Annotated in this window: 19 protein-coding genes; 6 read left to right on the forward strand and 13 right to left on the reverse strand. The window is 47.6% G+C overall.

The genetic code is table 11. From position 1 onward, the window contains the following. Window positions 1-27: 27 nt before the first annotated feature. The 4 genes from bcp to MHI01_RS15105 are packed head-to-tail and all read right to left on the reverse strand — an operon-like array spanning window position 28 to window position 3,171. Window positions 28-492, reverse strand: coding sequence for a thioredoxin-dependent thiol peroxidase (gene bcp, locus MHI01_RS15090; protein ID WP_340983503.1), 465 nt, complete (start codon window positions 490-492; stop codon window positions 28-30). A gap of 45 nt (window positions 493-537) precedes the next feature. Continuing rightward, window positions 538-1,323: an ABC transporter permease gene (locus tag MHI01_RS15095; protein WP_036614076.1), complete on the reverse strand. Its 786-nt coding sequence runs from the start codon at window positions 1,321-1,323 to the stop codon at window positions 538-540. Between the two features lie 5 nt (window positions 1,324-1,328). Then, window positions 1,329-2,123: an ABC transporter permease gene (locus tag MHI01_RS15100; protein WP_036614077.1), complete on the reverse strand. Its 795-nt coding sequence runs from the start codon at window positions 2,121-2,123 to the stop codon at window positions 1,329-1,331. Window position 2,124: 1 nt separating this feature from the next. Then, a complete protein-coding gene (locus MHI01_RS15105; protein WP_340983504.1) occupies window positions 2,125-3,171 on the reverse strand; it encodes an ABC transporter ATP-binding protein in 1,047 nt (348 codons plus the stop codon). 212 nt (window positions 3,172-3,383) lie between these two features. On the opposite strand from MHI01_RS15105, the gene MHI01_RS15110 reads away from it, so the two are divergent. Continuing rightward, window positions 3,384-4,427 carry an LCP family protein gene (locus MHI01_RS15110; RefSeq protein WP_282319469.1) on the forward strand — a complete coding sequence of 348 codons (1,044 nt, stop codon included), beginning with the start codon at window positions 3,384-3,386 and terminating at the stop codon, window positions 4,425-4,427. Window positions 4,428-4,557: 130 nt separating this feature from the next. Next, a complete protein-coding gene (locus MHI01_RS15115) occupies window positions 4,558-5,877 on the forward strand; it encodes a glutamate-1-semialdehyde 2,1-aminomutase (protein ID WP_340983505.1) in 1,320 nt (439 codons plus the stop codon). A gap of 209 nt (window positions 5,878-6,086) precedes the next feature. Here MHI01_RS15115 and MHI01_RS15120 read toward each other — a convergent pair whose 3' ends face one another. After that, the gene (locus MHI01_RS15120; RefSeq protein WP_340983506.1) at window positions 6,087-7,478 is read right to left on the reverse strand and encodes an aminotransferase-like domain-containing protein; all 1,392 of its coding nucleotides are present in this window, start codon (window positions 7,476-7,478) and stop codon (window positions 6,087-6,089) included. Between the two features lie 159 nt (window positions 7,479-7,637). Between MHI01_RS15120 and MHI01_RS15125 the strand changes: the two genes are divergently transcribed. The 4 genes from MHI01_RS15125 to MHI01_RS15140 all read left to right on the forward strand — a co-directional run bounded on the left by MHI01_RS15125 (window position 7,638) and on the right by MHI01_RS15140 (window position 12,505). Further along, window positions 7,638-8,573: a DMT family transporter gene (locus MHI01_RS15125; protein ID WP_340983507.1), complete on the forward strand. Its 936-nt coding sequence runs from the start codon at window positions 7,638-7,640 to the stop codon at window positions 8,571-8,573. A 221-nt stretch (window positions 8,574-8,794) separates the two neighbouring features. Continuing rightward, the gene (locus tag MHI01_RS15130) at window positions 8,795-9,901 is read left to right on the forward strand and encodes a GerAB/ArcD/ProY family transporter (RefSeq protein ID WP_340983508.1); all 1,107 of its coding nucleotides are present in this window, start codon (window positions 8,795-8,797) and stop codon (window positions 9,899-9,901) included. Next, window positions 9,882-11,351 (forward strand): spore germination protein, encoded by a 1,470-nt coding sequence (locus tag MHI01_RS15135; protein ID WP_340983509.1) that lies wholly within the window; start codon window positions 9,882-9,884, stop codon window positions 11,349-11,351. The genes MHI01_RS15130 and MHI01_RS15135 overlap by 20 nt, the downstream gene beginning before the upstream one ends. Continuing rightward, window positions 11,348-12,505, forward strand: coding sequence for a Ger(x)C family spore germination protein (locus tag MHI01_RS15140; protein WP_340983510.1), 1,158 nt, complete (start codon window positions 11,348-11,350; stop codon window positions 12,503-12,505). Before MHI01_RS15135 ends, MHI01_RS15140 begins: the two co-directional genes overlap by 4 nt. A gap of 86 nt (window positions 12,506-12,591) precedes the next feature. Here MHI01_RS15140 and MHI01_RS15145 read toward each other — a convergent pair whose 3' ends face one another. The 8 genes from MHI01_RS15145 to MHI01_RS15180 form a co-directional block, all read right to left on the reverse strand. Further along, window positions 12,592-13,008: a sensory rhodopsin transducer gene (locus tag MHI01_RS15145; protein ID WP_340983511.1), complete on the reverse strand. Its 417-nt coding sequence runs from the start codon at window positions 13,006-13,008 to the stop codon at window positions 12,592-12,594. A 633-nt stretch (window positions 13,009-13,641) separates the two neighbouring features. Beyond that, window positions 13,642-14,850, reverse strand: coding sequence for a rhamnogalacturonan acetylesterase (locus MHI01_RS15150; RefSeq protein ID WP_445744927.1), 1,209 nt, complete (start codon window positions 14,848-14,850; stop codon window positions 13,642-13,644). Between the two features lie 105 nt (window positions 14,851-14,955). Then, window positions 14,956-15,795 carry a carbohydrate ABC transporter permease gene (locus MHI01_RS15155; RefSeq protein WP_017690747.1) on the reverse strand — a complete coding sequence of 280 codons (840 nt, stop codon included), beginning with the start codon at window positions 15,793-15,795 and terminating at the stop codon, window positions 14,956-14,958. A 2-nt stretch (window positions 15,796-15,797) separates the two neighbouring features. Then, entirely contained in the window at window positions 15,798-16,700 is a 903-nt protein-coding gene (locus MHI01_RS15160; RefSeq protein WP_047841423.1) for a carbohydrate ABC transporter permease, read from the reverse strand. 139 nt (window positions 16,701-16,839) lie between these two features. Beyond that, window positions 16,840-18,123, reverse strand: a complete 1,284-nt coding sequence (locus MHI01_RS15165; protein WP_076254936.1) for an ABC transporter substrate-binding protein — start codon at window positions 18,121-18,123, stop codon at window positions 16,840-16,842. 220 nt (window positions 18,124-18,343) lie between these two features. Beyond that, window positions 18,344-19,897: a response regulator transcription factor gene (locus MHI01_RS15170; RefSeq protein ID WP_036614096.1), complete on the reverse strand. Its 1,554-nt coding sequence runs from the start codon at window positions 19,895-19,897 to the stop codon at window positions 18,344-18,346. Further along, window positions 19,872-21,659 carry a sensor histidine kinase gene (locus tag MHI01_RS15175; RefSeq protein ID WP_339189917.1) on the reverse strand — a complete coding sequence of 596 codons (1,788 nt, stop codon included), beginning with the start codon at window positions 21,657-21,659 and terminating at the stop codon, window positions 19,872-19,874. The genes MHI01_RS15170 and MHI01_RS15175 overlap by 26 nt, the downstream gene beginning before the upstream one ends. Before the next feature lie 250 nt (window positions 21,660-21,909). Further along, complete coding sequence (locus MHI01_RS15180) at window positions 21,910-23,232, reverse strand: stalk domain-containing protein (RefSeq protein WP_340983513.1); 1,323 nt, start codon at window positions 23,230-23,232, stop codon at window positions 21,910-21,912. Between the last annotated feature and the right edge of the window lie 188 nt (window positions 23,233-23,420).

Genomic DNA, 23,420 nt, shown 5'->3' on the forward strand with positions numbered 1-23,420 from the left:
TGCAGCCTGTCATTGTATAGATATATCTTATAACGTTTTTATCGTATCGAGCGCAGCCTCGATATGTCCTTTGACCCGAACCTTGGACCAGTCCTTGATCAATTTCCCCTCTTCATCAATCAGAAAAGTGGAGCGAACCATGCCCATGTACTCTTTGCCATACATTTTCTTCAGTTGCCATACCCCGTATTGCTCGGCTACAACGTGCTCTTCATCCGATAACAAAGTGAACGGCAGTCCATATTTGGCGATAAACTTGTCATGTTGTTTCATCGGATCGGTGCTGATTCCAAGAATGACTGTGTTCAGCCCTTCAAATTCAGCATGTCGATCCCGGAAATCACAAGCTTGTTGCGTACAGGACGAGGTCATATCCTTGGGGTAAAAATAAAGCAGTACCCGCTGTCCGCGGTAATCCGAAAGCTTTACTGATTCTCCCGTACTGGACGGAAGCTCAAAATCCGGTGCCAATTCGCCTACATTTAACATCATGTCAGTTCCTCCCTAATCTCCCCCATGAAATGCTATAGGGCGTTATTATGAACCTGCTCCGCGATACCGCTTCACGCCAAAATTCCACAACAGCAAGCCCATCGAGCCAAACACCAATCCCATCACAGGTGTAAGCAACGCCATGCGATGCATCTCGGACCTCTCCAGGAACAACGCTGCGGGATAGATCCCCACGAAGGCAAACGGAATGATCCAGGTTAACAGCACCTGAATGGCACGGTTATAGATCGTTACCGGGTAGCGTCCATATCCTTGAATGTTATACATCAACGGCAGGATACCTGTCGGCGCGTCCGAATAAAAGGATAGTGAAGTCAATGTAGTGTAGATGCCGGCATAGATCATGACTGAGCTGAGTGCCAAAATAATCAAGGCAGGGATATGCCACCACTCCAGCATCAGACCCATCTCTGCGCCACTGAAGATCATGATGATCAAGCCGATAAACGAGCCCACGAGTGCAGGCGGATCTACATTTTCAAGCAATATCTGGAACAGGTTATGTGCAGGACGAGTCAGGATCCGATCCATCTCACCTTTGACGATGTACCGCTCACTGAATCCCCACAGGTTGATAAAACAACTGAAGATGCCATAGGGCACCATAAAATATCCATAAACAAAGAGCACTTCACTCTCACTCCAGCCGCCCAGGTTATCCGTATGGCGAAAGACCACAAAGATAAAGATCAGGTTAGTTGCCTGGAACAGCAGATCCGATAGGATCTCCACCCAGAAATCAGCACGGTACGTGAGTCGTGTTTTCATGTAATTTTTCAAATATTCCCAGATCAGACCCATATAGTACATATCTGTTATCCCCCTTGCACGAACAGACGCTTGCGCGCCTTACGCCAGATCAATACCATCGGAAGCAGCAGTACGGCAAACCAGAACACCTGAATACCGAGTACACTCCAGATGGCGGTACCTTCCACTCTTCCAGTGAATACGGAACCGGGCAGATACGTAATGGCCTGAAAAGGCAATACTTTCATCACCGCGGACATCCAGCCTGGATACAGGCTGATCGGGATGATTAGACCGGAGAACAAATCAACCACGACGCGTTTCATACGCATCATGCCTTCATTGTTTTCCACAAAGAATGCCGCCAGTCCCGTTATCACATTAATCTGGGAATTAATGAGGAAACTGAAGAACAGCATGACTAGAAAGCCAATCCACGCCGATGGCGCCGTAGGCAATTCAACCGGGAACAGCAGAATGGCAATGAGCATTCCCGGAATCATGAGCAGCAGGAAGCGGAAAATACCTTCCCCAAGACCCTGCATCATTTTGACCATAACGTAATTGATCGGCCTGATGAATTGAATCGCAATGGAGCCATCCCGTATATCTGCGGCAATCTCCCGGTCCAGGTTGTTAAAGTAAAAGGCACGTGCCATCCAGGATACAGCGATGTAAGTGGTCATCTGCGCTGCCGTGAAGCCGCCGAGTTCACCACTGCTACCGTAAATGGCTTGCCAGGTAAAGTAATACACGCCGATATTCAGCGTATATATCAAAATGCCGGAGTAATAATTCACCCGGTATGCCAGCATCGTTAGAAAACGGATGCGCATAAAATCAATAAATGCACTATTCATCTCAGGATACACCCACCGCTTCTTTCCCTGCTCCCACAATCTCGGGACGCTCGGCGGAACCGGATTGGTAAATACTGCGCACAATCTCATCCGTGTTGATCTCAATAATCTGAATATCGGTAATATCTGCTTGTCCAACGACACGTCCGAGTACATCCGAAACATTCAGTTCAAGTGGAATCCATACGGATGCGGACAATTCATTCTCAACCGTCCAACGTACAGGCAACGCAGCAGTCCATTCCTGCATCTGACTGATGTAGTGAGCTGAACCAAACTTGAAGCGGATCTCCCGCTCCTTACCCCACTGGGACTTGAGATGATCCAGACCTCCATCATAAATGATGTTGCCTGCATCAAGCATGATCACCCGGGAACACAGTGCCTCAATGTCCTGCAAATCGTGGGTTGTGAGCAGTATGGTCGTTCCATGCTCCTTGTTCATGTCTTTCAAGAAATCCCGAATTTCCGACTTCACCACAATATCCAAACCAATAGTTGGTTCGTCCAGGAAAACAATACTTGGATTATGCAACAAGGCTGCCACTAACTCGCAGCGCATGCGCTGACCAAGACTGAGCTTCCGTACCGGACGGCTTAGCAGGTCCTGAAGCTGCAACCGCTCAACCAGTTCATCCAGCCGTTTGCGGAAATCGACCTCTCCGACACGATATACTTTGCGCAATAAATGGAAGGATTCGATAACGCCAATATCCCACCACAATTGACTGCGCTGACCAAAAACAACACCAATATTCTGTACAAACTTCTCCCGTTCCTGATACGGAACATATCCACCAACCGATATTTGCCCTGAAGTAGGCACCAAAATGCCGGTCAACATCTTGATCGTTGTTGATTTACCGGCACCGTTCTCCCCAATATATCCGCATATTTCACCCTGCGGAATCTGAAACGAAATATCATTTACAGCCAATACCTCTTGGTATTGACGTGCAAACAGGTCCTGGAACGCGCCCTTCAGCCCACCTCGGCTTTTCTGGACGCTAAACGACTTGCGCAAATCTTTGACATCAATCGCCAGCATGATTATACCTCACTTGGATTTTGTTGAAATTGCTTGTAGCCCAAAAAGAAATTATAATGGTATCAGTCAAAATTCAGCAAGCTTTAAAATAGTCTGGAGCCGCGTCCTGCCCTTATGTTGGGAAAAGACGTGTTCGGAAAGCTCCGACTAGTTCTTACTTGAATACTCGAACTCGTTTTTTTATTTCATCTCAAATACAAAGGAGAGCTAGCATGACCAGAAAGACGAAGAGAACCATATGGATTTCTCTTGCCGCCTTCGTGTTAATTATTGGAGGAGCAGCGGCATATTATTTCGGTTCTATTCTCAATCAGTTGGACGGTTTGGCAAAGGACGGCGACGATTCACCATTTGCAGGCATCGAAAATGTGGAGAAAGTAAATACGCCTGACCCACCAAAATGGGAAGGCTCAGAAACGGTAAATATTCTCGTTATGGGTGTCGATGCACGTGGATTGAAAAAAGGTGAAGTTCCTCGCTCCGACAGCATGATGGTTGTATCGCTCGACCCACTGACCAAAAAAATCAATCTGTTCTCCATTCTGCGCGACACTTACGTCAATATTGACGGATATGGCAAGGAGCGGATCAACACCGCTATCACCCATGGCCCTAATGCAGCGATGCAAGCTGCCGGCGACCTGCTCGGCATTCCTGTACAGTATTATGTGTATACGGATTTCCAGGGATTCATCAAATTGGTGGATGCCGTTGGCGGTGTTGATTTTGATGTGGAGAAAGACATGCACTATACAAGTAAAGCAGACAATAACGAATACGATATTGATCTCAAAAAAGGATATCAGCACCTAGATGGCGAGACAGCGCTCATGTACGTTCGTTTCCGTCATGATGCCATGTCGGATTTCGCTCGGTCCGAACGTCAGCGTGAGTTGCTGAAAGCTGTAACAGCGAAAATGCAGTCAACAACTACCATTGCCAAACTGCCTGCCATTCTGGAACAGGTTAATCCTTACGTAGATACAAATCTCACGCTTTCCGATATGTGGAAGCTGGGTGGACTCGGATACCAGAGCAGCATGAACGGCAGTGAGCAGATTCCGCCAATGAACCTGCTGAAAGAAGAACGTACAGCAGGCGGTGCGCAAGTATTGACGGTTACCAATGAAGAGAAATTGAAGCAGCATATTCAGGATATTATTCACCCGCCTGCTACAACGGATGATAGTACAACCAGCACCGAAGATAAAACAGCCAGTGGTGACGATCAGAAGTCAGAGCAACCGGCTCAGTAATCTACACATGCAGAGGGCAGCCATTCGCTGCCCTCTCGTTGTGCCCGGCTATACTATTATGAGAAAATCATCATATCTTTCTGTGGTTTGTTTCTTTATCATATTTTGCATTACGAAAGGAAGTTATCTTATGAATACATCACGTTCCCGTTCCGAACTTCTATACGCAGAAGCACTTGAACATATTGTAGGAGGTGTTAACAGCCCTTCACGCTCGTTCAAAGCCGTTGGTGGCGGTGCACCTGTATTTATGAAAAAAGCCCAAGGGGCCCACTTCTGGGATGTCGATGACAACCGTTATATTGATTATCTGGCCGCTTACGGTCCTATTGTTACAGGACATGCCCACCCGCATATTACACAGGCCATTACGGAAGCAGCGGCAAATGGCGTGCTGTACGGTACCCCGACTGAACTTGAGATCAAGCTCGCCAAAATGTTGAAGGAAGCTATCCCTTCCATGGATAAAGTTCGTTTTGTAAACTCCGGTACGGAGGCGGTCATGACTACGATTCGGGTCGCTCGTGCCTACACCAAACGCAACAAGATCGTAAAATTCGCCGGATGTTACCATGGTCATTCCGATCTGGTGCTTGTAGCTGCCGGTTCAGGCCCGTCCACGCTCGGAATTCCCGACAGTGCGGGAGTTCCAGCCAGTATTGCACAAGAAGTCATTACTGTGCCCTACAATGATCTGGAAGCCCTGAAGGATGCTTTGGAACGCTGGGGTGATGATGTCGCCGCAGTCATGGTTGAACCGATCGTTGGTAACTTCGGTATGGTTATGCCGGAACCTGGCTTCCTGGAAGGTCTCTGTGCCATGACACGATCTAACGGCTCCCTGGTTATCTATGACGAAGTCATTACGGCTTTCCGTTTCCATTACGGTTCTACACAGACATATGCCGGACTCGATAACCATGCGGAGATTGAACCGGATCTGACGGCTCTTGGTAAAATTATTGGTGGCGGCCTGCCAATCGGTGCTTACGGCGGACGCAAACACGTTATGGAGCAGGTTGCTCCGCTTGGCCCGGCTTATCAGGCGGGAACGATGGCTGGTAACCCTGCATCCATCTCGGCTGGTATCGCATGTCTGGAGGTCCTGCAAGGCGCGGGTGTATATGAAGAGATGGAACGTCTTGCCATCGACCTGACAGCGGGTCTGCAAGCTTCTGCTGACCGTCATGGGATTGCACTGACGATCAACCGGATTCGCGGTGCGTTCTCCACTCATTTCTGTAACCATCCGGTTACGAATTATGATCATGCTCAAGACACGGATGGAGAGCTGTTTGCTTCCTTCTTCCGTCACATGCTGAACCGTGGCATTAATCTGGCTCCATCCAAATATGAGGCCTGGTTCCTGACCACGGCTCATACAGACGAGGATGTTCAGGCTACATTGGAAGCCGCAGAAGCTTCCTTCAAGGCGATGGCTCAGGAATAAATTAGATTATTTCCATCTACCATGTAGCGTACAAGCTGCATCGTTGATAGATAGCAACTCAAGGAAAAGGCGTCCAACAAGTGATCAACTTGTGTGGACGCCTTTTGTTATATACAGACAGTGGTGAGTGGCCAATACGACTAGATAGATGCTGAGTGTAACAACTATATGCGTTTTATTGTAATGGCCTTGCTGTTATAGCTTTGTCTTTATCTCTGCCTGATCTGAAGTTTCAAAATTTCCTCACGGATCTTCTGCATCCCTTCCTCAATTCGCTGCTTCGGCACATTGGAGATGTTCAAGCGCAGCATCTGATCCTGATGCACCTGATATGTTCCCTCCGGATAATACCGTTCAGTCGTATCAACGATGACTCCGCGCTTTTGAAGCCGGGATAGCAGAACACGAAGCGGCATATCACCCGCCAAAGGTAATATGGTATGCTCCCCTCCTGTTCGAGGAGCCTCCATAAATGGAGCAAAGTCTGGATATGTGTCCAGTTGCTCATGCACCGTGTTCATCCGGGCAGCATAGCGGTTACGAATCACTTTCCTGTGATGAGCAAACATTCCGCTGTGGACATAGATCTCCAGAGCAGCTTGAGACAGAACAGAAGTGTCGATATCGAGCATTTTTTTGTAAGCCCCAAAAGATTGAATTAGTGGTGAGGGCAGAACAGCTACACCAATGCGCAGACCTGGAAACAAAATTTTGGAGTAACTCTTCAGATAGATGACCCGGCCTTCGGTATCATAGGACCATAGCGGGTCCTGTTTCGTATTGTCCTCCAGATCGGCCAGATAATCGTCCTCCACCAGATAGACATCGTACCGCTGTGCAAGCCGGACCAGTCTCTTCTTGTCAGCAACAGTCAACGATGTACCAATCGGATTGTGAAAGCGTGGCATGACATAGAAAAACTTGATATCTCCTTCAGCAAACTGACGTTCAAGCGATGCCCAGTCCAGCCCATCCAGGGCACGTCTCACACCAGCAATCGGCACATTTAATCCACTCAGTAGCGAGGGCATATTATGATAGGTCGGTAGTTCAAGCAGTACTTTTCTCTTTCCATTGGGAAAAGGCATCAATGCAAGTACAGCTAGTGCCTGTTGCACACCTGACGTGATAAAGAACTGCTCTGTTCTCGCAAACACCTGATAATCCGCAAACTGCTTCTGCAACAGCAGAATAAGCGAAGGTAATCCCTGATCCGTGCCATACATAAATAACTCTGCTTGCTTCTTCTCCATCGCCTGATCCACACAATGACGAAAGTCTGCATAAGGGAACACCCTTGGATCGGGTGCAGCTGAAGCAAAGTCCAACGCTCCCTGCCAGTCCATGTCCTGAGCACCTGTCCCGTTCTGTACGGCATAATAACCGGATTGAGGTATGGCATACACCAAATGCCGCTGTTCCAGCCACTCATATGCACGAATAGCCGTGCTTACACTGCAATGATATTGTTCTGCTACAACTCGAACGGCTGGCAGTCGAATGCCCTTATCTGCCCACTGGCGACGATCCTGCTGCATCTGTTCCTGAATCCATTGCTTTAACGCTTCGGCAATCACTTCGTATTTTCTCAATGCACCCATCCCTCTCCAACAACTGTACCGATACAGTTTAACCTTTTATCTATTGTAGCACGATGCACCTGGCAGTATATTGAATAAGGCCAGCACATGCCTCGAACCTGACATAATTCAGGATAATGAAAGATAAAGAACTATGACTACTGTATTGGAGGAGCATTCATGAACACAACACGCACTCGGGGATACGCCTATATCGCAGCTGTATTGTACGCAGCTATTATCGGTCTATCTTTTTTATTTGTTAAAATGACCGTCACTGTTGCACATCCCATTGATGTGCTTGCCCACCGATTCGCGCTGTCGCTGATCGTTGTCATCATTCCTGTCATTTTTGGCTGGATCAAAATCCGACTGAGCCTTCGTGATCTGTGGCGCATCATTCCACTGGGGCTTTTATCTCCCGTCTTATTTTTTGCCTTTCAAGCCTTTGGACTTGTCTCTTCCAACTCATCGGAAGCCGGAATTATTCAGGCCATGGCCCCTGTATTCACACTCGTTCTCGCTTCAGTTTTCCTGAAGGAACGTACATCAACGATGCAGAAGCTATTCCTGCTTCTATCTGTTGCTGGAGTGGTCTTTATTTTCATGATGCAAGGAAGCGGCGTATCTATGAGTAACCTGAAGGGTATTGCATTATTGCTACTATCCACAGTCTGTTTTGCAGGGTATGGTGTGCTTGCAAGACCATTAACCCAGAAGTATAAACCAATGGAATTAACCTGGGTCACACTGATGGTTGGCTGTATTGTATTTAACGCCGCTTCCCTGATCCGACATGCGTCCAGCGGTTCCATGATGGACTATATCAAACCACTTGGAGATACATCCTATCTGGGTGCACTCGCTTATCTGGCAATTCTCTCCACCATGATCTCCACCCTGCTCGCGAGCTATGCCCTGACCCATCTGGAGGCTTCGCAAATGAGTGTATTCAGCAATCTGTCCACGCTCATCTCCATCGTAGGAGGTGCATGGATATTGCATGAACCAGTGGGTAGCCATCACTATATTGGTGCATTGTTGATTATCGCCGGTGTGCTTGGCACCAATATGAGCGGTCGCAAACATAGGTTGATCAGTGGAATAAAAGCATGATTCCCCATACTTGAGACAGCGCGGAAGTTGGTTCGCCGGTTCAACGAGTTATACGCTCCCATCCTCCCCAACCCCCGCATTTTGACTGGAGAGCGGCTCGGGAAACGATCCTAGAGGTAAGAGAAGCCATGGGTATTCGTTATTTCGACTGACGGTATGAAGCGCTCCAATCACGTTAACACTGCTGAGGACAGTCTATTGGGAAAAGGAGACCCCTCAGCATGAAACGAACACAGCCTTCTTTTTTACAAGCTATGATGTTGATCATGTTGTCCGTTGGCTTGATCAGCCATGTTCTGATTATTCCTGCCCTTTTGGCTGCGGCTAAAAGGGATTCTTGGATTTCCGTCCTGCTATCAGCCGGTCCATTTTTGATATTTGCGCTAATGCTCGCTTATGTCTCTCGTTTCCTCCAGCATCAAACTCTGCATGAATGGTTAACATCCCGTCTCGGCAAGCCCATTGGCATGTTATTTCGAGTTGGGAACAGTCTCTTTTTTCTGAGCGCAATCTATTTCACCCTGCACGAAACCACGACTTGGGCCAAAACAAATTACCTGACAGAAACGCCAATATTGGTAACTAGTATTGCTCTGATGACTCTCTGTGCCTATGGGGCATATAAAGGCATCCGCTCACTGGCATTTACGGCAGGATTGATCCTTCCACTGGTGGTACTCCTGGGCTTCTATGTTGCAATTGTGAACACTCAATACAAGGATTACAGTCGTCTCCTGCCTGTGTTAGAACATGGCTGGCATCCAGTGCTGAATGGCATGATTTACAGTCTTGCAGGCATGTTTGAACTGCTGTTCATCTGGTATATCCAGCCTCATCTCACCAAACGTATACGTGTATGGCAGTATCTGATGCTCGCACTCGTTCTTGTGGGACTTACAGTCGGCCCACTCATCGGGGCGATTGTGGAATTTGATCCTTTTGAAGCTACCAAAATGCGATATCCCGCCTTTGAAGAATGGCGAATCGCCTCCTTGGGCAAATACATCGCCCAGACCGACTTCTTTTCCATCTACCAGTGGCTCGCAGGCTCGTTCACCCGGATTAGTCTCGCCATGTATATTGTAGTAGAAATATGGAATATTAAGAGCTCTACCAGAAGGCTTATCAGTTGTATCTCGTTAGGTGTCTTCTTTATTCTAACCATGTTGTATCCTCTGGATGATATGACCTTCGAAAAGCTTCTGGTCGAATACATATTTCCGTTCAATCTCGTATATCTGAGCGGACTTGCGATTATCGCGACGACGGTTGCCTTTATCCATTCACGCCATCAGAGGAGGAAACATCATGGAGCATCAAGCGATTGACACCACGTCCCATGAAACACTGCTTGCCTCTTTGAAAGAGCAGTTCAATCCATGTGCAGATGTCGTTATTCAGACCTTTCCTGTTAAAGACCAATCTGATCAGCCCGTAATTCTGCTTTATTGCGACGGTCTCGTCGACGGTAAACAAATTAACCAATTTATTATTCCACGTCTGGAACAGCACTCCCTGATCATTGAGGAATCACATCCTAAAGAACTGGGATTAACATTGAATCCGTTGGATGACCTCACAGATACTAACAAGCTTAATATGTTGATATTTAGTGGACAACTACTGATCATTTTTGGTAATGGTGTGCAGTCCTGCAGTGTGGATATTGCTGATATCCCGGGACGCAGTCCAGAAGAATCAGCCATTGAAACATCAGTTAAAGGCCCGCGCGATGGATTCACCGAAGAACTCACTACCAACGTGGCCCTTATACGCAAACGAATGAAAACATCTTCGATGTGTTATGAGAAATATGTCAAAGGCGGTCGTACCCAGACGGCCATTGGACTTCTATATGTAAAAGATATTATCAATCCAGACATTCTGAAAGAAGCTCGGCACAATCTGGATCAGATTGAGATTGACGGCATCCTGGGCACCTCAATCATGGAACGAGCTGTCATGGGAGGGATTCGGAGTATCTTTCCACTTACAGATAATACCGAGCGTCCTGATTTTGTCGTTGATTCCCTGTTAAACGGTCGTTTTGCCGTTTTGATCGAAGGTTCTCCTGTAGCGGTCATCGCACCAACTACACTTTTCAATCAGTTGAAATCTCCGGAGGACGAAAGTACACCCTTTTTCATCGTTACTTTCGAACGAATTTTGCGTATATCCGGACTGCTGATTGCCTGTTTCTTCCCAGCCTTCTATATCGGCCTGACCAGTTTCAATGTGGAACAGATTCCCCTGCCTCTTCTGGCAACAATTGCTGGCACTCGAATGGGCCTGCCCATGCCGGTGACACTGGAAGCGTTCCTGATGATTTTTATGTTCGAGCTATTCAACGAAGCTGGGCGTAGGTTGCCACGTGCGTTGGGGCAAACGGTCAGCGTTGTTGGCGGGCTTATTATTGGGGATGCTGCCATTAGAGCCGGGATTACGTCCCCTACCATTATTGTCACGGTAGCGATCTCGGTCATCTCTAGCTATATTCTCGTGAACACTGTGCTAAGCGGGGCTACTGCCCATATCCGGATCGGGATGTTACTCATCTCTTCCATTCTTGGATTATTCGGTTTCATGATCGGACTATTGGCCCTGTTGGTGCATCTCGTATCCTTGGAATGTTATGGCGTATCCTATCTGTCACCTGTATCTCCCTACATTCCCGGAGACTTCACTCAGGCCGTATCCATGCCACCTTCCATGAAAAGAACCAAGCGCCCAGAAGCACTTCATACACAAGATTCTACTCGCCGGAGGAAACGCCCGTGAAACGATGGGCATCCATAAGTGGCCTTCTTATAAGCTGCATGATCCTGTTAACGGGGTGCTGGGATTCCAAAGAGGTGCAAAGTATAAACTTCATTACGGCGATAGGAATTGACTATGTAGACAACCAGTATATTGCTTATGCCCAACTGATTGACTTCTCCAGTATTGCAAAACTGGAAACACCAACTTCCCGGGAGACAAGGGATATCTGGACTGGACGGGGCGAGGGTACAACACTGAACATGGCTATTAACGACTTGTATGAAACGTCACAGCAGCTAACGCTCTGGACTCATGTTAAAGCTATTGTTCTATCCAAAAGAGCCTTGGATGGTCGACTGGAGGATATCTTTAATACACTTCTTCATTCAGGCCAATTGAGATATACACCCTGGATCTACGCTACAGAGCATAACATTCCGGATATACTCTCTCCCTCTGCATTGTTGAACCAATCCGCCCAGACCATTGAATTATTTGAGCCCATGAGACTATACAAACAGCATTCCGCCTACGAACCTATCCGGCTCCATCAGCTACTTGATGGATTACGGGAACCCGCTTCTGTCGTTCTTTTACCCTCGGTGTCAACGAGGAACGAGACTTGGTTCAACGGCGATAAAACGCCCCCCCTTGTTAGAATGGATGGATTTTATGTGATATCCAAAGGCACAAGTCAGGGTAGAGTTGCAGGAGCAGACGCAGATGGTACACGATACGTAAATTATGAGCGTGTACATCAGTACCCACTATATGTATATGCGAATGGTGGGAAAATTCCTGACTTAACTTTGATGCTTCATCATCCCAAGACGAGAATCACGGCGAGGAAGCAAGGTGATGGCGTAACATTTGATCTGGCGACTACGGTTAAAAGTGCCATCATTGAGGACCATGGAGCCCCGCGTACGCCTCATGCCATGGAACAAGAAGCGGAGAAACAGATCGAATCCCAAATCCGAGATACGTTTGAAAAAACCAAGGAACGCAAGATCGATTCATACGGTCTTGTGGAACACTTATATCGCCACAACCTTCCCTTATGGAAACAGGAAGTCTACAACCGGGCGGACCCACTCCAACGTTTTAAGCTTGGAAAAGTGGAGGTACACGTGGATATCCTGAATGCGAGCACGTATAAATACAGTGAATAAATGAAGAAATAGAAGCCCCGTACCTGCATTGAATGCAAGGTTACGGGGCTTCTTACCATCTCCAGCCATGCTGTCGATTGGGGAAGTTATCCTAATGGATACGCCATGACACTCATCAAAGCCAATTCAGGCTGGGTCGTGTCCAAACGACTGTACTGGACGATAACAGGGATATTGCTCGAAACCGTAATCGCATAAGGCACGCCCGGTGGAATAGACTGCTCCCCGGATCGTAGCGATGCAGTGCGAATGTGCTTCGTCCTTCTCGCTGGCACTTCGGCGACCATACCTTCGAGTGGTTCTCTGTCTTCAAAGTAAATCGTGATGTGCAGCTCCGCATCCGTGGCACTGGTGTTCAGTACACAGATGCTCTCATGACTCTCCAATGTGCCCCGGCTCTCCGGCGGAATGTAACCATCCGGAATAACCCAGTAGGTGTGACCTGTAGCTAATGAAACATTCTTACGGGCAGATGTGCCTGATTCTGTCTGGTCAGGTGTCATTGATATACCTCCTCCTTTTTTTTGCGAGTGCAATATAGGTTAAAAATGCGTGGGCTCGCGGGGCAGCCGCTTCGGCGGACGGATCGGGCTACAGGCCGCTGTTGGCTCGGGATTTCTATTCAATTCCCCCTCAGCAGGGGAAATCCCGCTCCAAAGGCGGACGCTTCGCTCCCTCTACCCGATTCCGCCCTCCTCCGCTGCTACGCTCGCCTATTTTTTAAAAGTTTATTGCCTTCGCTATTCGCTGGGCAACTTTTGCTGGCTCGTTACTTCGTTTAACTCGCTACAGCTTTTAAACCCTGAATAGCTCGCAGGACAGCCGCTTTGGCGGGCGGATCGGGCTGTGGGCCGCTGTTGGCTCGGGATTTCTATTCAATTCCCCCTCAGCAGGGGAAATCCCGCTCCAAAGGCGGACGCTTCGCTCCCTCTACCCGATTCCGCCCTCCTCCGCTGCTACGCTCGCTGTTTTTTAAAAGTTTATTGCCTTCGCTATTCGCTGGGCAACTTTTGCTGGCTCGTTACTTCGTTTAACTCGCTACGCTTAAATACAGACGCACAGGACTTAAAATCCTGCGGTAAATTATCTACTAGAACAGTAAAAACAAGTCCTCTACAACTGCTACGATTACTCACCTACCGCAGATACATCTGCAACGGTTGCAATTGCAACTCACGGATGGCTTCTGCTACCTGCTGGGCAAGGCGGCGGGCGCCTCGTTCCTGAAAATGCGTGTTATCCTCCACGCCTGAGGGGAAGTTCACATACTCGCCTGGCAGTACCCACATAAAGTCGTCCTTAGTGCCTTCAACGCCCGCCTCCTCGAACAGAAGACGGCTGCGCTCAGCCAGATCGATCAGCGGAACATCTTCCTCTTCCGCCAGCTCACGCACGGCGATGATATAATCGCCGTGCGTATCGGTCAATGTGCCATCATCCGCAAAATAGCGCCGATGCACCGGGGTTATGAGCACTGGACGAGCCTTGGCTTCGCGTGCAGCGTCGATATACTTTTTCAAATATTCCTTGTATGTTGTGAATGGGTCCGTCCCACGTTCAGGGTCCGGCTTCTCATCGTTATGTCCAAATTGAATAAACAGAAAATCTTCAGGCTTGATTCGCTCCAGAATGGCGCTCAATCTGCCTTCATTAATAAAGCTGCGGGAACTGCGGCCTGACTGGGCGTGATTATCCACTGCAACATCATGTTTGAACTGTGCAGGCAACAGCTGGCCCCAACCACAATATGGATATCCACTTTCCGGCTGATCCGTTACAGTTGAATCCCCGGCAAGGAATACGGTCATGGTCTGATTCGCAAGAGTAACCTCCAAAGCATTAATTCTAGGTGCAGGACCGGAAAATGACAGACGAAGTCTGCCGCCGCGAACAACAACCGAGAATCTAACCTCTGCGTATTGTCCGGGAAGTGTGCGAATGGTTGGCAGTACAAGCCTGCCTTCACCAGCTTTCACGCGTGTCACTGTCTCAGCCAATTCATCCCCTGCAACAAGTAATACTTGGTAGGTTCCGTCGGGAACATCCACGATGAACGATGCTTTGAGCGGAATACAGAAGCCTGAATGCAATCGGGCAGACATGGTTGTCTGCCCCGGATTGTTATGATGTTGTTTCGTGGGATCCGACACATCGTCATCACGAATGCGTTGTTTCTCATATACCAGAGATCCTGCCTCGAATCCGTACCCTCCGCGTTCCTCATATGCGGTTGTTGCAGTTACTTTCAGATAATCCCCTGTCTCATCTGCTCTTCCCGAGTCCGGTCCAAAGTTAAACTTCCAGCTGGTCACGGACACTGCCTGGCCCTCTGCCGCTGCCTCCATGGCAGCGGCCTGACTACCCTGAGCTTTATTCAAAAGCGATAACCTCCTTGGTTAACTTTCGTAAACGTTCATTCGGGCGAAGATACGAAGATACAGTAATCTGGCTTATCCTTTCAATCCGCTGGTGCTCATCCCTTGAACAATTTGTTTTTGGAAGATGAAGAACACAGCTACAACCGGAACCAGACTGACGATGGACATGGCGAACATTGCGCCCCAGTTGGAAGCAGATTCGCTATCGAGGAACATTTTCAGCGCCATCGACACGGTGTATTTATCAGGCGAGTTCAGGTACAATACCGGACCGAGCAGATCCTCCCATCTCCAGTAGAAGGAGAAGATGGCTGCAGTCGCCAGAGAAGACTTGATCAGCGGCATAATAATCTGGATATACAGTCTGAATTTGTTACATCCATCGATGGTTGCAGCCTCATCCAGCTCCTTCGGAATCGTTCGAATGAACTGTACCATCAGGAAGATGAAAAACGGCATTCCGAAGAATGTAGGTACAACGATTGGCAAGATAGTATTCAGCCAGCCGAGCTTCGTGAAAATGATGTACTGAGGAACCAATACCACGTCATGTGGCAACATCAGTGTTAACATCATCAAGGAAAACCAGAACGTGCGTCCCTTGAAATTCAGTCTGGCAAAACCAAAAGCGATCAGCGATGACGATATCACAGCACCGATGGTAGATATCACTACGATTACAAGTGAGTTCGTGATGTAATCCATGAACGGTCTTCCCGCTGTGCCTTTCCAGCCATCTACATAGTTGCTCCAGATCCACTCCGCAGGAAACAGGGTATCCGCTGTGACGAATATCGTACGGCTTTCCTTGAATGAACTGAAGAGCATCCAAAGTACGGGATACAACATTAGGAGGGCAAGAGCTGCAACGAACAGGTGATAAATGGGCCATTTCACATTTCTCCAAACCATCGTTACTTCCCTCCTTCAGATTCGTAGAACACCCAGTACTTGGATGTCAGGAACACAGCTACCGTGAGTATACCGATCATGATCAGCATGATCCAAGCCATGGCCGAAGCATAACCCATGTTGTTAAACATAAATGCCTGACGGAACAGATATAGAGAGTACAGCATCGTACCGTCCATTGGACCGCCTTCGCCTTTGGAGATAATATAGGCAGGTACAAACGTCATGAATGCTCCAATCGTCTGCATAATCATATTGAACAGGACGATCGGGCTAAGCAGTGGCAAAGTGATGCTGAAAAATTTCCGTATAGGGTTCGCGCCATCCACACCTGCTGCCTCGTACATCTCAGTAGGGATATTTTTGAGACCAGCCAGGAAGATCAGCATGGACGAACCAAACTGCCACACAGACAGTGAGATGAGCATAACCAGGGACGCATTCGGGTCACCAAACCAGCTTATAGGCCCGATCCCGATTGCCGTTAGAGCACTGTTGATAACACCCTCATTACTGAAGAGGTTACGCCACATAATGGATACGGCCACACTACCACCGATTATGGATGGCAGGTAATACAGCGTCCGGTACGTTCCAATCATACGAGAGCCAGTGTTTAGGACCATCGCTACGAAGAGGGCAAAGATCAACCTTAACGGTACCCCAATGAATACATACAGAAACGTCACTTTGACCGAGTTCCAATATTTCGGGTCATCAAAAAACATTTTGGTGTAGTTATCAAGCCCAATCCACCGCGGAGAAGTGAACAAGTTATAACTCGTGAACGACATATATAAGGACACAAACATGGGGATGAGTGTGAAGCCCAGGAAACCAATAATAAACGGGCTTATGAACGCATATCCAGTTAAGTTTCTACGTAACGACGAATACTGCCTCAATGGAACGAACCTCCTTCATGGATCAGCTTGCTCCCTCATCCTGGCTTCGGTCATCTGGACGGGGAAAGGCCCTCGCATTTGCGAGTAGCCCCATTCCCGACCATCCCTGAAGTGGGACGAGCAAGCCATCATTCAACTGTTATTTATTGTTCGCAAGTACAGATTCGGCGTTCTTGCGGAATGTCTCTGCTGCTTGTTCAGGTGTAATTTTGCCAAAGTTCAATTCTTCAACCACATCTGCCAGGGAAGAGATTACTTCAGGTGAACCAACCGGTGGCGGAGAACTCATTGGTGAAGCCTTAGGCTCCATGGCTGCTACGAATTCAAAGACTTGTTTCGTTGCGTCACTCAGCTCAGGTGCGATAGCTTCTTTGATTGCTCCTGAAATTGGCACACCGCGCTCACCTTTGATCAGTTTGTTGGCTTCCACGTCATTCACCCAGAAATCAATGAATTTAGCCGCTTCTTCCTTCACTTTGGAGTTGGACGTCACACCCCAGTACATACTTGGCTGCATATATAGTCCTTTTTCCATATCTGGTCCTGGCATTGGGGCGATTTCGAGTTGACGGTTCGCTACCTGTTGTAAGGCTACGAACTGGTTGGACCATTGCCACACGCCAATTCCTTTTTCCTTCACGAGATCTGATTCCTCAATAATGCCTTTGGTTTGGTTGGCTACATCCGGCGTAGGTGCTGCACCTTGCTCGATCATGCGGCGCATAAGTCCGAAGAACTCCACAAACAATTGATCATCATCATAACCAAGACCTGTTCCTTCCGCATTGTAAAGCGACAATCCTTTGGTACGCAGGAAGTAGTGGAAGAAAATATCCGGAGCTATCCCTCCATCCAAATACAGACCTTTATCTGCGGTTTGTTTACCCAGTGCTTCGTACGATTCCCAAGTCATATTGTCAGGGATTGCATCCACGCCTGCTTTTTTAAGCAATGCCGGATCATATTGGAAGCCCAGAACGTTAACACCGGCAGGTACACCGTATTGTTTACCGTTAATTACACCTGTGCTGATAACATTCTCGGACACATCGTCCACTTTGATCTGGTTGCCAAGATAAGGCGCTAGATCCTCAAGCTGACCATTCTGTGCATATTGGCTGATGTAGGAAATATCCATCTGAACGATGTCAGGCAACTGATTTGCCGCTGCTTGTGGTGCGAGCTTTTTCCAGTAGTCATCAAATGAAGCATATTCCACGTCGATTTTGACATTCGGGTTTTTCGATTTGTACAGGTCGATGACCTTCTGTGTATATTCATGCCTTGCATCCGAGCCCCACCAAGCGATCCGCAGGGTAACTGAGTCATCTCCAGATGCTCCTTCAGTTCCTCCACCTGAGCTACATGCCGCTGTAAACACGAGCAAAGCAGCCATCATCAGGAATATTGCCTTTTTCACCATGCCAATCTCCCCTTTTATGTTGATATGGTTGTATGAAAGAGTTATCTTCTCGTTTCTGATAACGCTTTCACAAACTTGTTAATGTCATTTTCGCAAATGTACGACCATAGTTGAATACACAAAACCGTCTTGTTGGTTCAAAAAACAGAGGAGGACAACAGTCCCCTCTCGGCGCTGTTCGTCCTCCCCAGACATGAATCACATGATTGGCAGTCCATTGTTATATGCCGATTCTGCGGAATTCCGTAGGTGTCATACCAGTCCACTTTTTGAACACCTGACTGAAATATTGTGAATTCCCACCAAATCCGAACAATTCAGCAAGCTCGAATACTTTCACATCTCCGCCTCTGCGAATATGGTCACATGCGCGTTCAATGCGCAGGCGATTCACGTAGTTGGAGAAATTCTCTCCTGTGACTTTTTTGAAAATCTTGCCCAGGTAATCTGGATTCATATAGAGCATCTGATGAGCTACTCCATTGAGCGAGAGATCTGCCTCTCCAAAATGACGATCCACGATATCCATCATCTTCTCCACGGCTGAAGACTGGCGGCTGATATGGTTTTTGTAATAACCGGAAGTTAATCGGGCTGTACTGCTTGCAACAAAAGACTTCAAACCAGATAACGTATCGATATGCGGCAGTTCTGCCATACGCTGGGTGAATTCCGTTGCCTCCTCAGGTGGACAGACATGCACCATCGCCGAGTAGAGCTGCACTACATAAGAGCGAGTCACCTCGATTTCCAGCTGCTGACGTGATAATAGATCAAACAGACGCTCCACCTCTACCGCTGTTTCCTCGGTATTGCCCGATTTGATCAACTGACACAGTTGCTCGGCATCCTGTTCTACATGCAATCCGTCGCATTCTCCGGCCAGTACCAGATCATTCTTCGTAATCAGCTTGCCTTCACCGATAAAGAAGCGATGGTTCAGATACTGCAACGCCTCACGAAACAACCGCCGCGACTGAATCATTCGATCTGCTTCACTCAGCGCAGCGGTCACTTCCAATTTATATAGTCTGGTGAATGCTGCCCGAACCTCTTCAATACTTTCTTTCAGTCCAGCCGGATCAGCTGAATCCGCGAGCAGAATGAGGAGTTTGCCTTCAATGGTTGTGCTTAACAGGACATGTGGGAGCAGGTCACTGGCAATGTTTTTGATCGCAAATAAGTGGCTGTAATCATGTTCATCTACAATTCGGAACAGCAGTAACCGAACTGCGTTCTCTTCAAGCTCCAGATCAAACAGCTCCTGATAATACTCCAGATCAACCGGCCCATAGGTGCGGTTGGTCATGAACTCCAGCAGAAATTGCTCCTTCACATGCGGAAGGACTCGTTGCAATCGCTGTTTCATCTCACCGGCAACATGCTCCTTCACCTGGGCATCCTGATGTTCCTGCAACAGTTCAGTTAACGCATCATGGATCTGATTCTCGTTGCAGGGCTTGAGCAAATAATGCTTCACACCATATTGCATCGCTCTGCGGGCATATTCGAACTCCTTGTAGCCGGATAACATAATAAAACGTACTCCCGGGTATGCTTCAGATGCCTTCTCTATGAGTCCGAGACCATCCAGACCTGGCATGGAAATATCCGTAATAATAATATCGGGTCGCGACTGCCCAATTTTGTCCAATGCTTCAATCCCGTTCCTCGCCGTATCCACCAATTCCGTTCCTGCCGCGGCCCAATCGACCACTTGGGAAATCCCCTCCAGAATGACACGTTCATCATCTACGAGCATCACTTTGTACATCGTCATCGTCCTCTCTGATCCAAGGTATGCTGATCGATACTACAGTTCCTGATCCGGGCTTGCTACTCATCACCATTCCACCTTCATCACCGAAGGTCAGTCTGATTCGTTCCTGGATGTTAGATAACCCAATGCCCTGTCCTCTTGTCTGAATACGTCCTTCGTGTAGCTGTTCCAGGAATTCCGGTGTCATCCCCGGACCGTCGTCCTCAACTTCAATAATCACCTTATCTCCATCTGCTCTCGCCCGGATCCGAATCCGGCAAGGGTCAATGCTTGGTTCGAGTGCATAATGTATCGCGTTCTCCACCAACGGCTGTAATGTTAACTTCGGTATCCGTGCCGTTCCTACCTCCGGGGCAATTTCCATGTCGAAATCCAGTCTTTCCTCAAAACGCGTGCGCTGAATCGTCACGTAACTGCGGACAATGTCCAGCTCTCTTTCCAGCGTAATCCACTTCTCGGACATGTTCACAGAGCTACGCAGCAGAAATCCGAGGGCCTCAACCATTTCCGAGATCTGTCGTTGCTTCTGTACTTTAGCCAGCCAGTTAATCGATTCCAACGTGTTGTATAGAAAATGTGGATTAATCTGCGCCTGAAGCGCTTTCAACTCCGTCTCACGAATCACCAGTTGCTTCGCATAATTCTCATCAATCAATTCACGTATCCGTTGAAGCATCATCTTGAATGTGCGATGCAACAGCCCAACCTCATTCTGTGGAGATATCGGAACATTGCCGAGAGCAGCCTCCTCCAGCTTATCCAAATCGCCTTTTTCGATATTACGCATCTTTTTGATCAACTGTGCAATCGGATGGGTAATACTGCGAGAGAATCTCGCTCCAATGATAAGCGCCGCCAGAAAAATCATGATGAAGATCACCGTGACCAACTGTTTGACAAACTGGATCTTTTTAAACATCTGGTCAAACGGGGTTGTGTACAAATAGGTCCAATCCGTATAGGAAGAATGAGCACGAGCTACAAAGTGTCTCCCCTGTTCCAACATGGCAATTCCATAGGGCTGGGTGCGCTTCAGTTCAGACTCAATCTCGGCTTCACTAACCGACGATTCTGTTGGATAGATCACTTCTTTTCCATCCGTAATGAGTAATTGGGAGTCCTCAGCCGGTTCTTGCATCTGGTCCTGTACAATTCGGTCCAGCCGGACGCGGATGATCAGTGTGCCAAGGTCCTCCAATGTAAATGCTCCGCCAATAAAGGATTTCACCTGTCGAACCGACAAGAGTCGGGACTGTTTATCCCCACTGGTATGCCATGCATTGGAGCCCGAGTATTGCTGTCCCAGTGCAACCAGTTCCTTTTGCTTCGACTCCGAAATTCCCTCCCGATTGCCTGCGGCCATAACGTTATTATCATTATCGATAAATAGCATGGAATAGACGTATTTTTCGGAACCGGCATATGCGACTAACCTGTTAGTAATTTTTTTACGCAATCCATTTTTCTCGTAACCCGTTTCGGCCTTTTTCAGTTGGAGCAGATATTGCTGAAGCGGCTCGTCCGACATCACCTTGAAGGAGAGATTAGAAATTTCACGAAGTTGATTCTCAATACCTACCGAAGACATATTGAGGACCTGCGAGGATTTCTCATAGATCTGGCGGTCATAGATGCTGAACACATATCGGAGTACGGACGCATAAAACGTAAAGCTGATCAACATCAAAAGTCCGATGAGAAGAATCGTTTTGTGATGAATCGGCAGTGTTGTGAAAGCGTTCTTAATTTTGTTCATCCTAAGCGCTCCTTTGGCTTGCGAGGGGTGCCTGTCATACTATGCATTAGTGGTTTTATTGTAAGTTATTTTCATATTTACACATCCATTGGTCATCTGACAAGATATATTTATGCAACATTTTAGGTCATTAGAGAAGGTATACATCTGTGTCAGCAACGTAAAAAGAACACAAAACAGCCAGAATACCTTGAACAAATCAAGGTATTCTGGCTGTTGAATAACATCATGTTAAAACATGAAATACAATTTACGGATTAACAAAAACAGTTTTCAGCTTCGCTACATATTGCACATCAAAGCCAAGATCTTCAGCCACCATGGCAAGTGGTACATATGTTTTGGACTCTTTGCCTACCTTATTCAGGAATGCAGGTGTATCCACAGTAACCGATGCTCCATTTACCTTCACAGCATTGGCACCAATCTTCACCGCAACTTTCCGGTCTCCATATGTAATGGTTGCGGTTGAAGTTTTGTTATCCCACACCGTAGTAGCACCGACCGCATTCACGATGTCTTGAATCGCCACAAAGTTTTTGCCGTTACGGATAATCGGTTTGTACGGAGTATTTAATGTTTTGCCACTCACAATAATGTTCATCGGCTCACCTGTCGCAGGTGTAGTCAGCTTCGTGTAGTCGCCCCAGATCGTTTTGGCAAATACTTCGGCAATGGCCGCATATCCAAATTGGTTCGGGTGGAAATCACGATCTTTGATCATATGTGTCATCGTGCCTTCACCACCAACAAACTCCTTGGCCACGTGTGCGACTTTGACATCGGTACCCTGAGCAGTGAATTGTGCTGCAATGCCATCAATGGTCTGTGTGAAACCTTGGGATGCCTCCATCAGTTTAGCATAGAGTGCCTTGCCTGCTACTTCTGGCATCGGTTGATACTGATCGGCGATGACAATTGTAGCTGTCGGATTAATTTCATGGATATCATTAATCGTTGCACTTACATTGGCTGTATATGTTGCGAGTAATTCTTTTACCTTCGCTTGCAGATCCTGATCACTCAGTTTGTCTGCTGTACCGAGAAGCTCAGATACATCATTTCCCCCAATGGTAATTGCAACCAGATTGGCCTGTGCTACACTCTCACGGATTGCAGCAGTATTGGCTCCGATCTGTCCCGCTCTTGGATCAGGAAGACTTGGTTGAATGGCTTCAGAAGTCAGCGTTTTGCCATCCTTAATTGCAGTAGTAAAGTTTTTCAGACCACTGGTTTTCAATCCGGCAATCCCGTAGTTGTCCACCTGTGTACGTCCATGCAGCAAACCTTGCTCCTGGAGACGTTCTACATAACCATAAGGCAATTCTTTTGTGTTGGGCTCATAACCTACCGTTATGGAATCTCCCAATGTGACGATGCGGAACTCCTTAGTTACGGCTACTGCATCTTTCTTCGCTGTCAGCGAAGTCTCGTTTGTACCCGCTGGCAATACACCGGTTTTGGTGTCAGCCGCGTGTGCAGGCAATGCAGATGATGTAAAGAGCAGCATTCCTGCCAACATGCTTACCGTTAAACCGGCAGCTGTATTTTCCCATATACGTTTACGCTTCATTCAGGTAACACTCCTTCTCGCAAATCTATAATAATTTACACTAATATACGTGTTCAAAAAGGGCGGTTTTCAGTACCGAGAAGATGGGATGAAGCTAGAAATGGAGTAGCGGAGCGTAGGAAAACTACGTGAGCAACCAAAATGTTTCCTTCGGAAACATACTTCGTAAGCCTCCCGCTTATTTCGGC

Origin of the sequence: Paenibacillus sp. FSL M7-0656 (assembly GCF_038003225.1) — a bacterium.
GTDB lineage: Bacteria > Bacillota > Bacilli > Paenibacillales > Paenibacillaceae > Paenibacillus > Paenibacillus amylolyticus.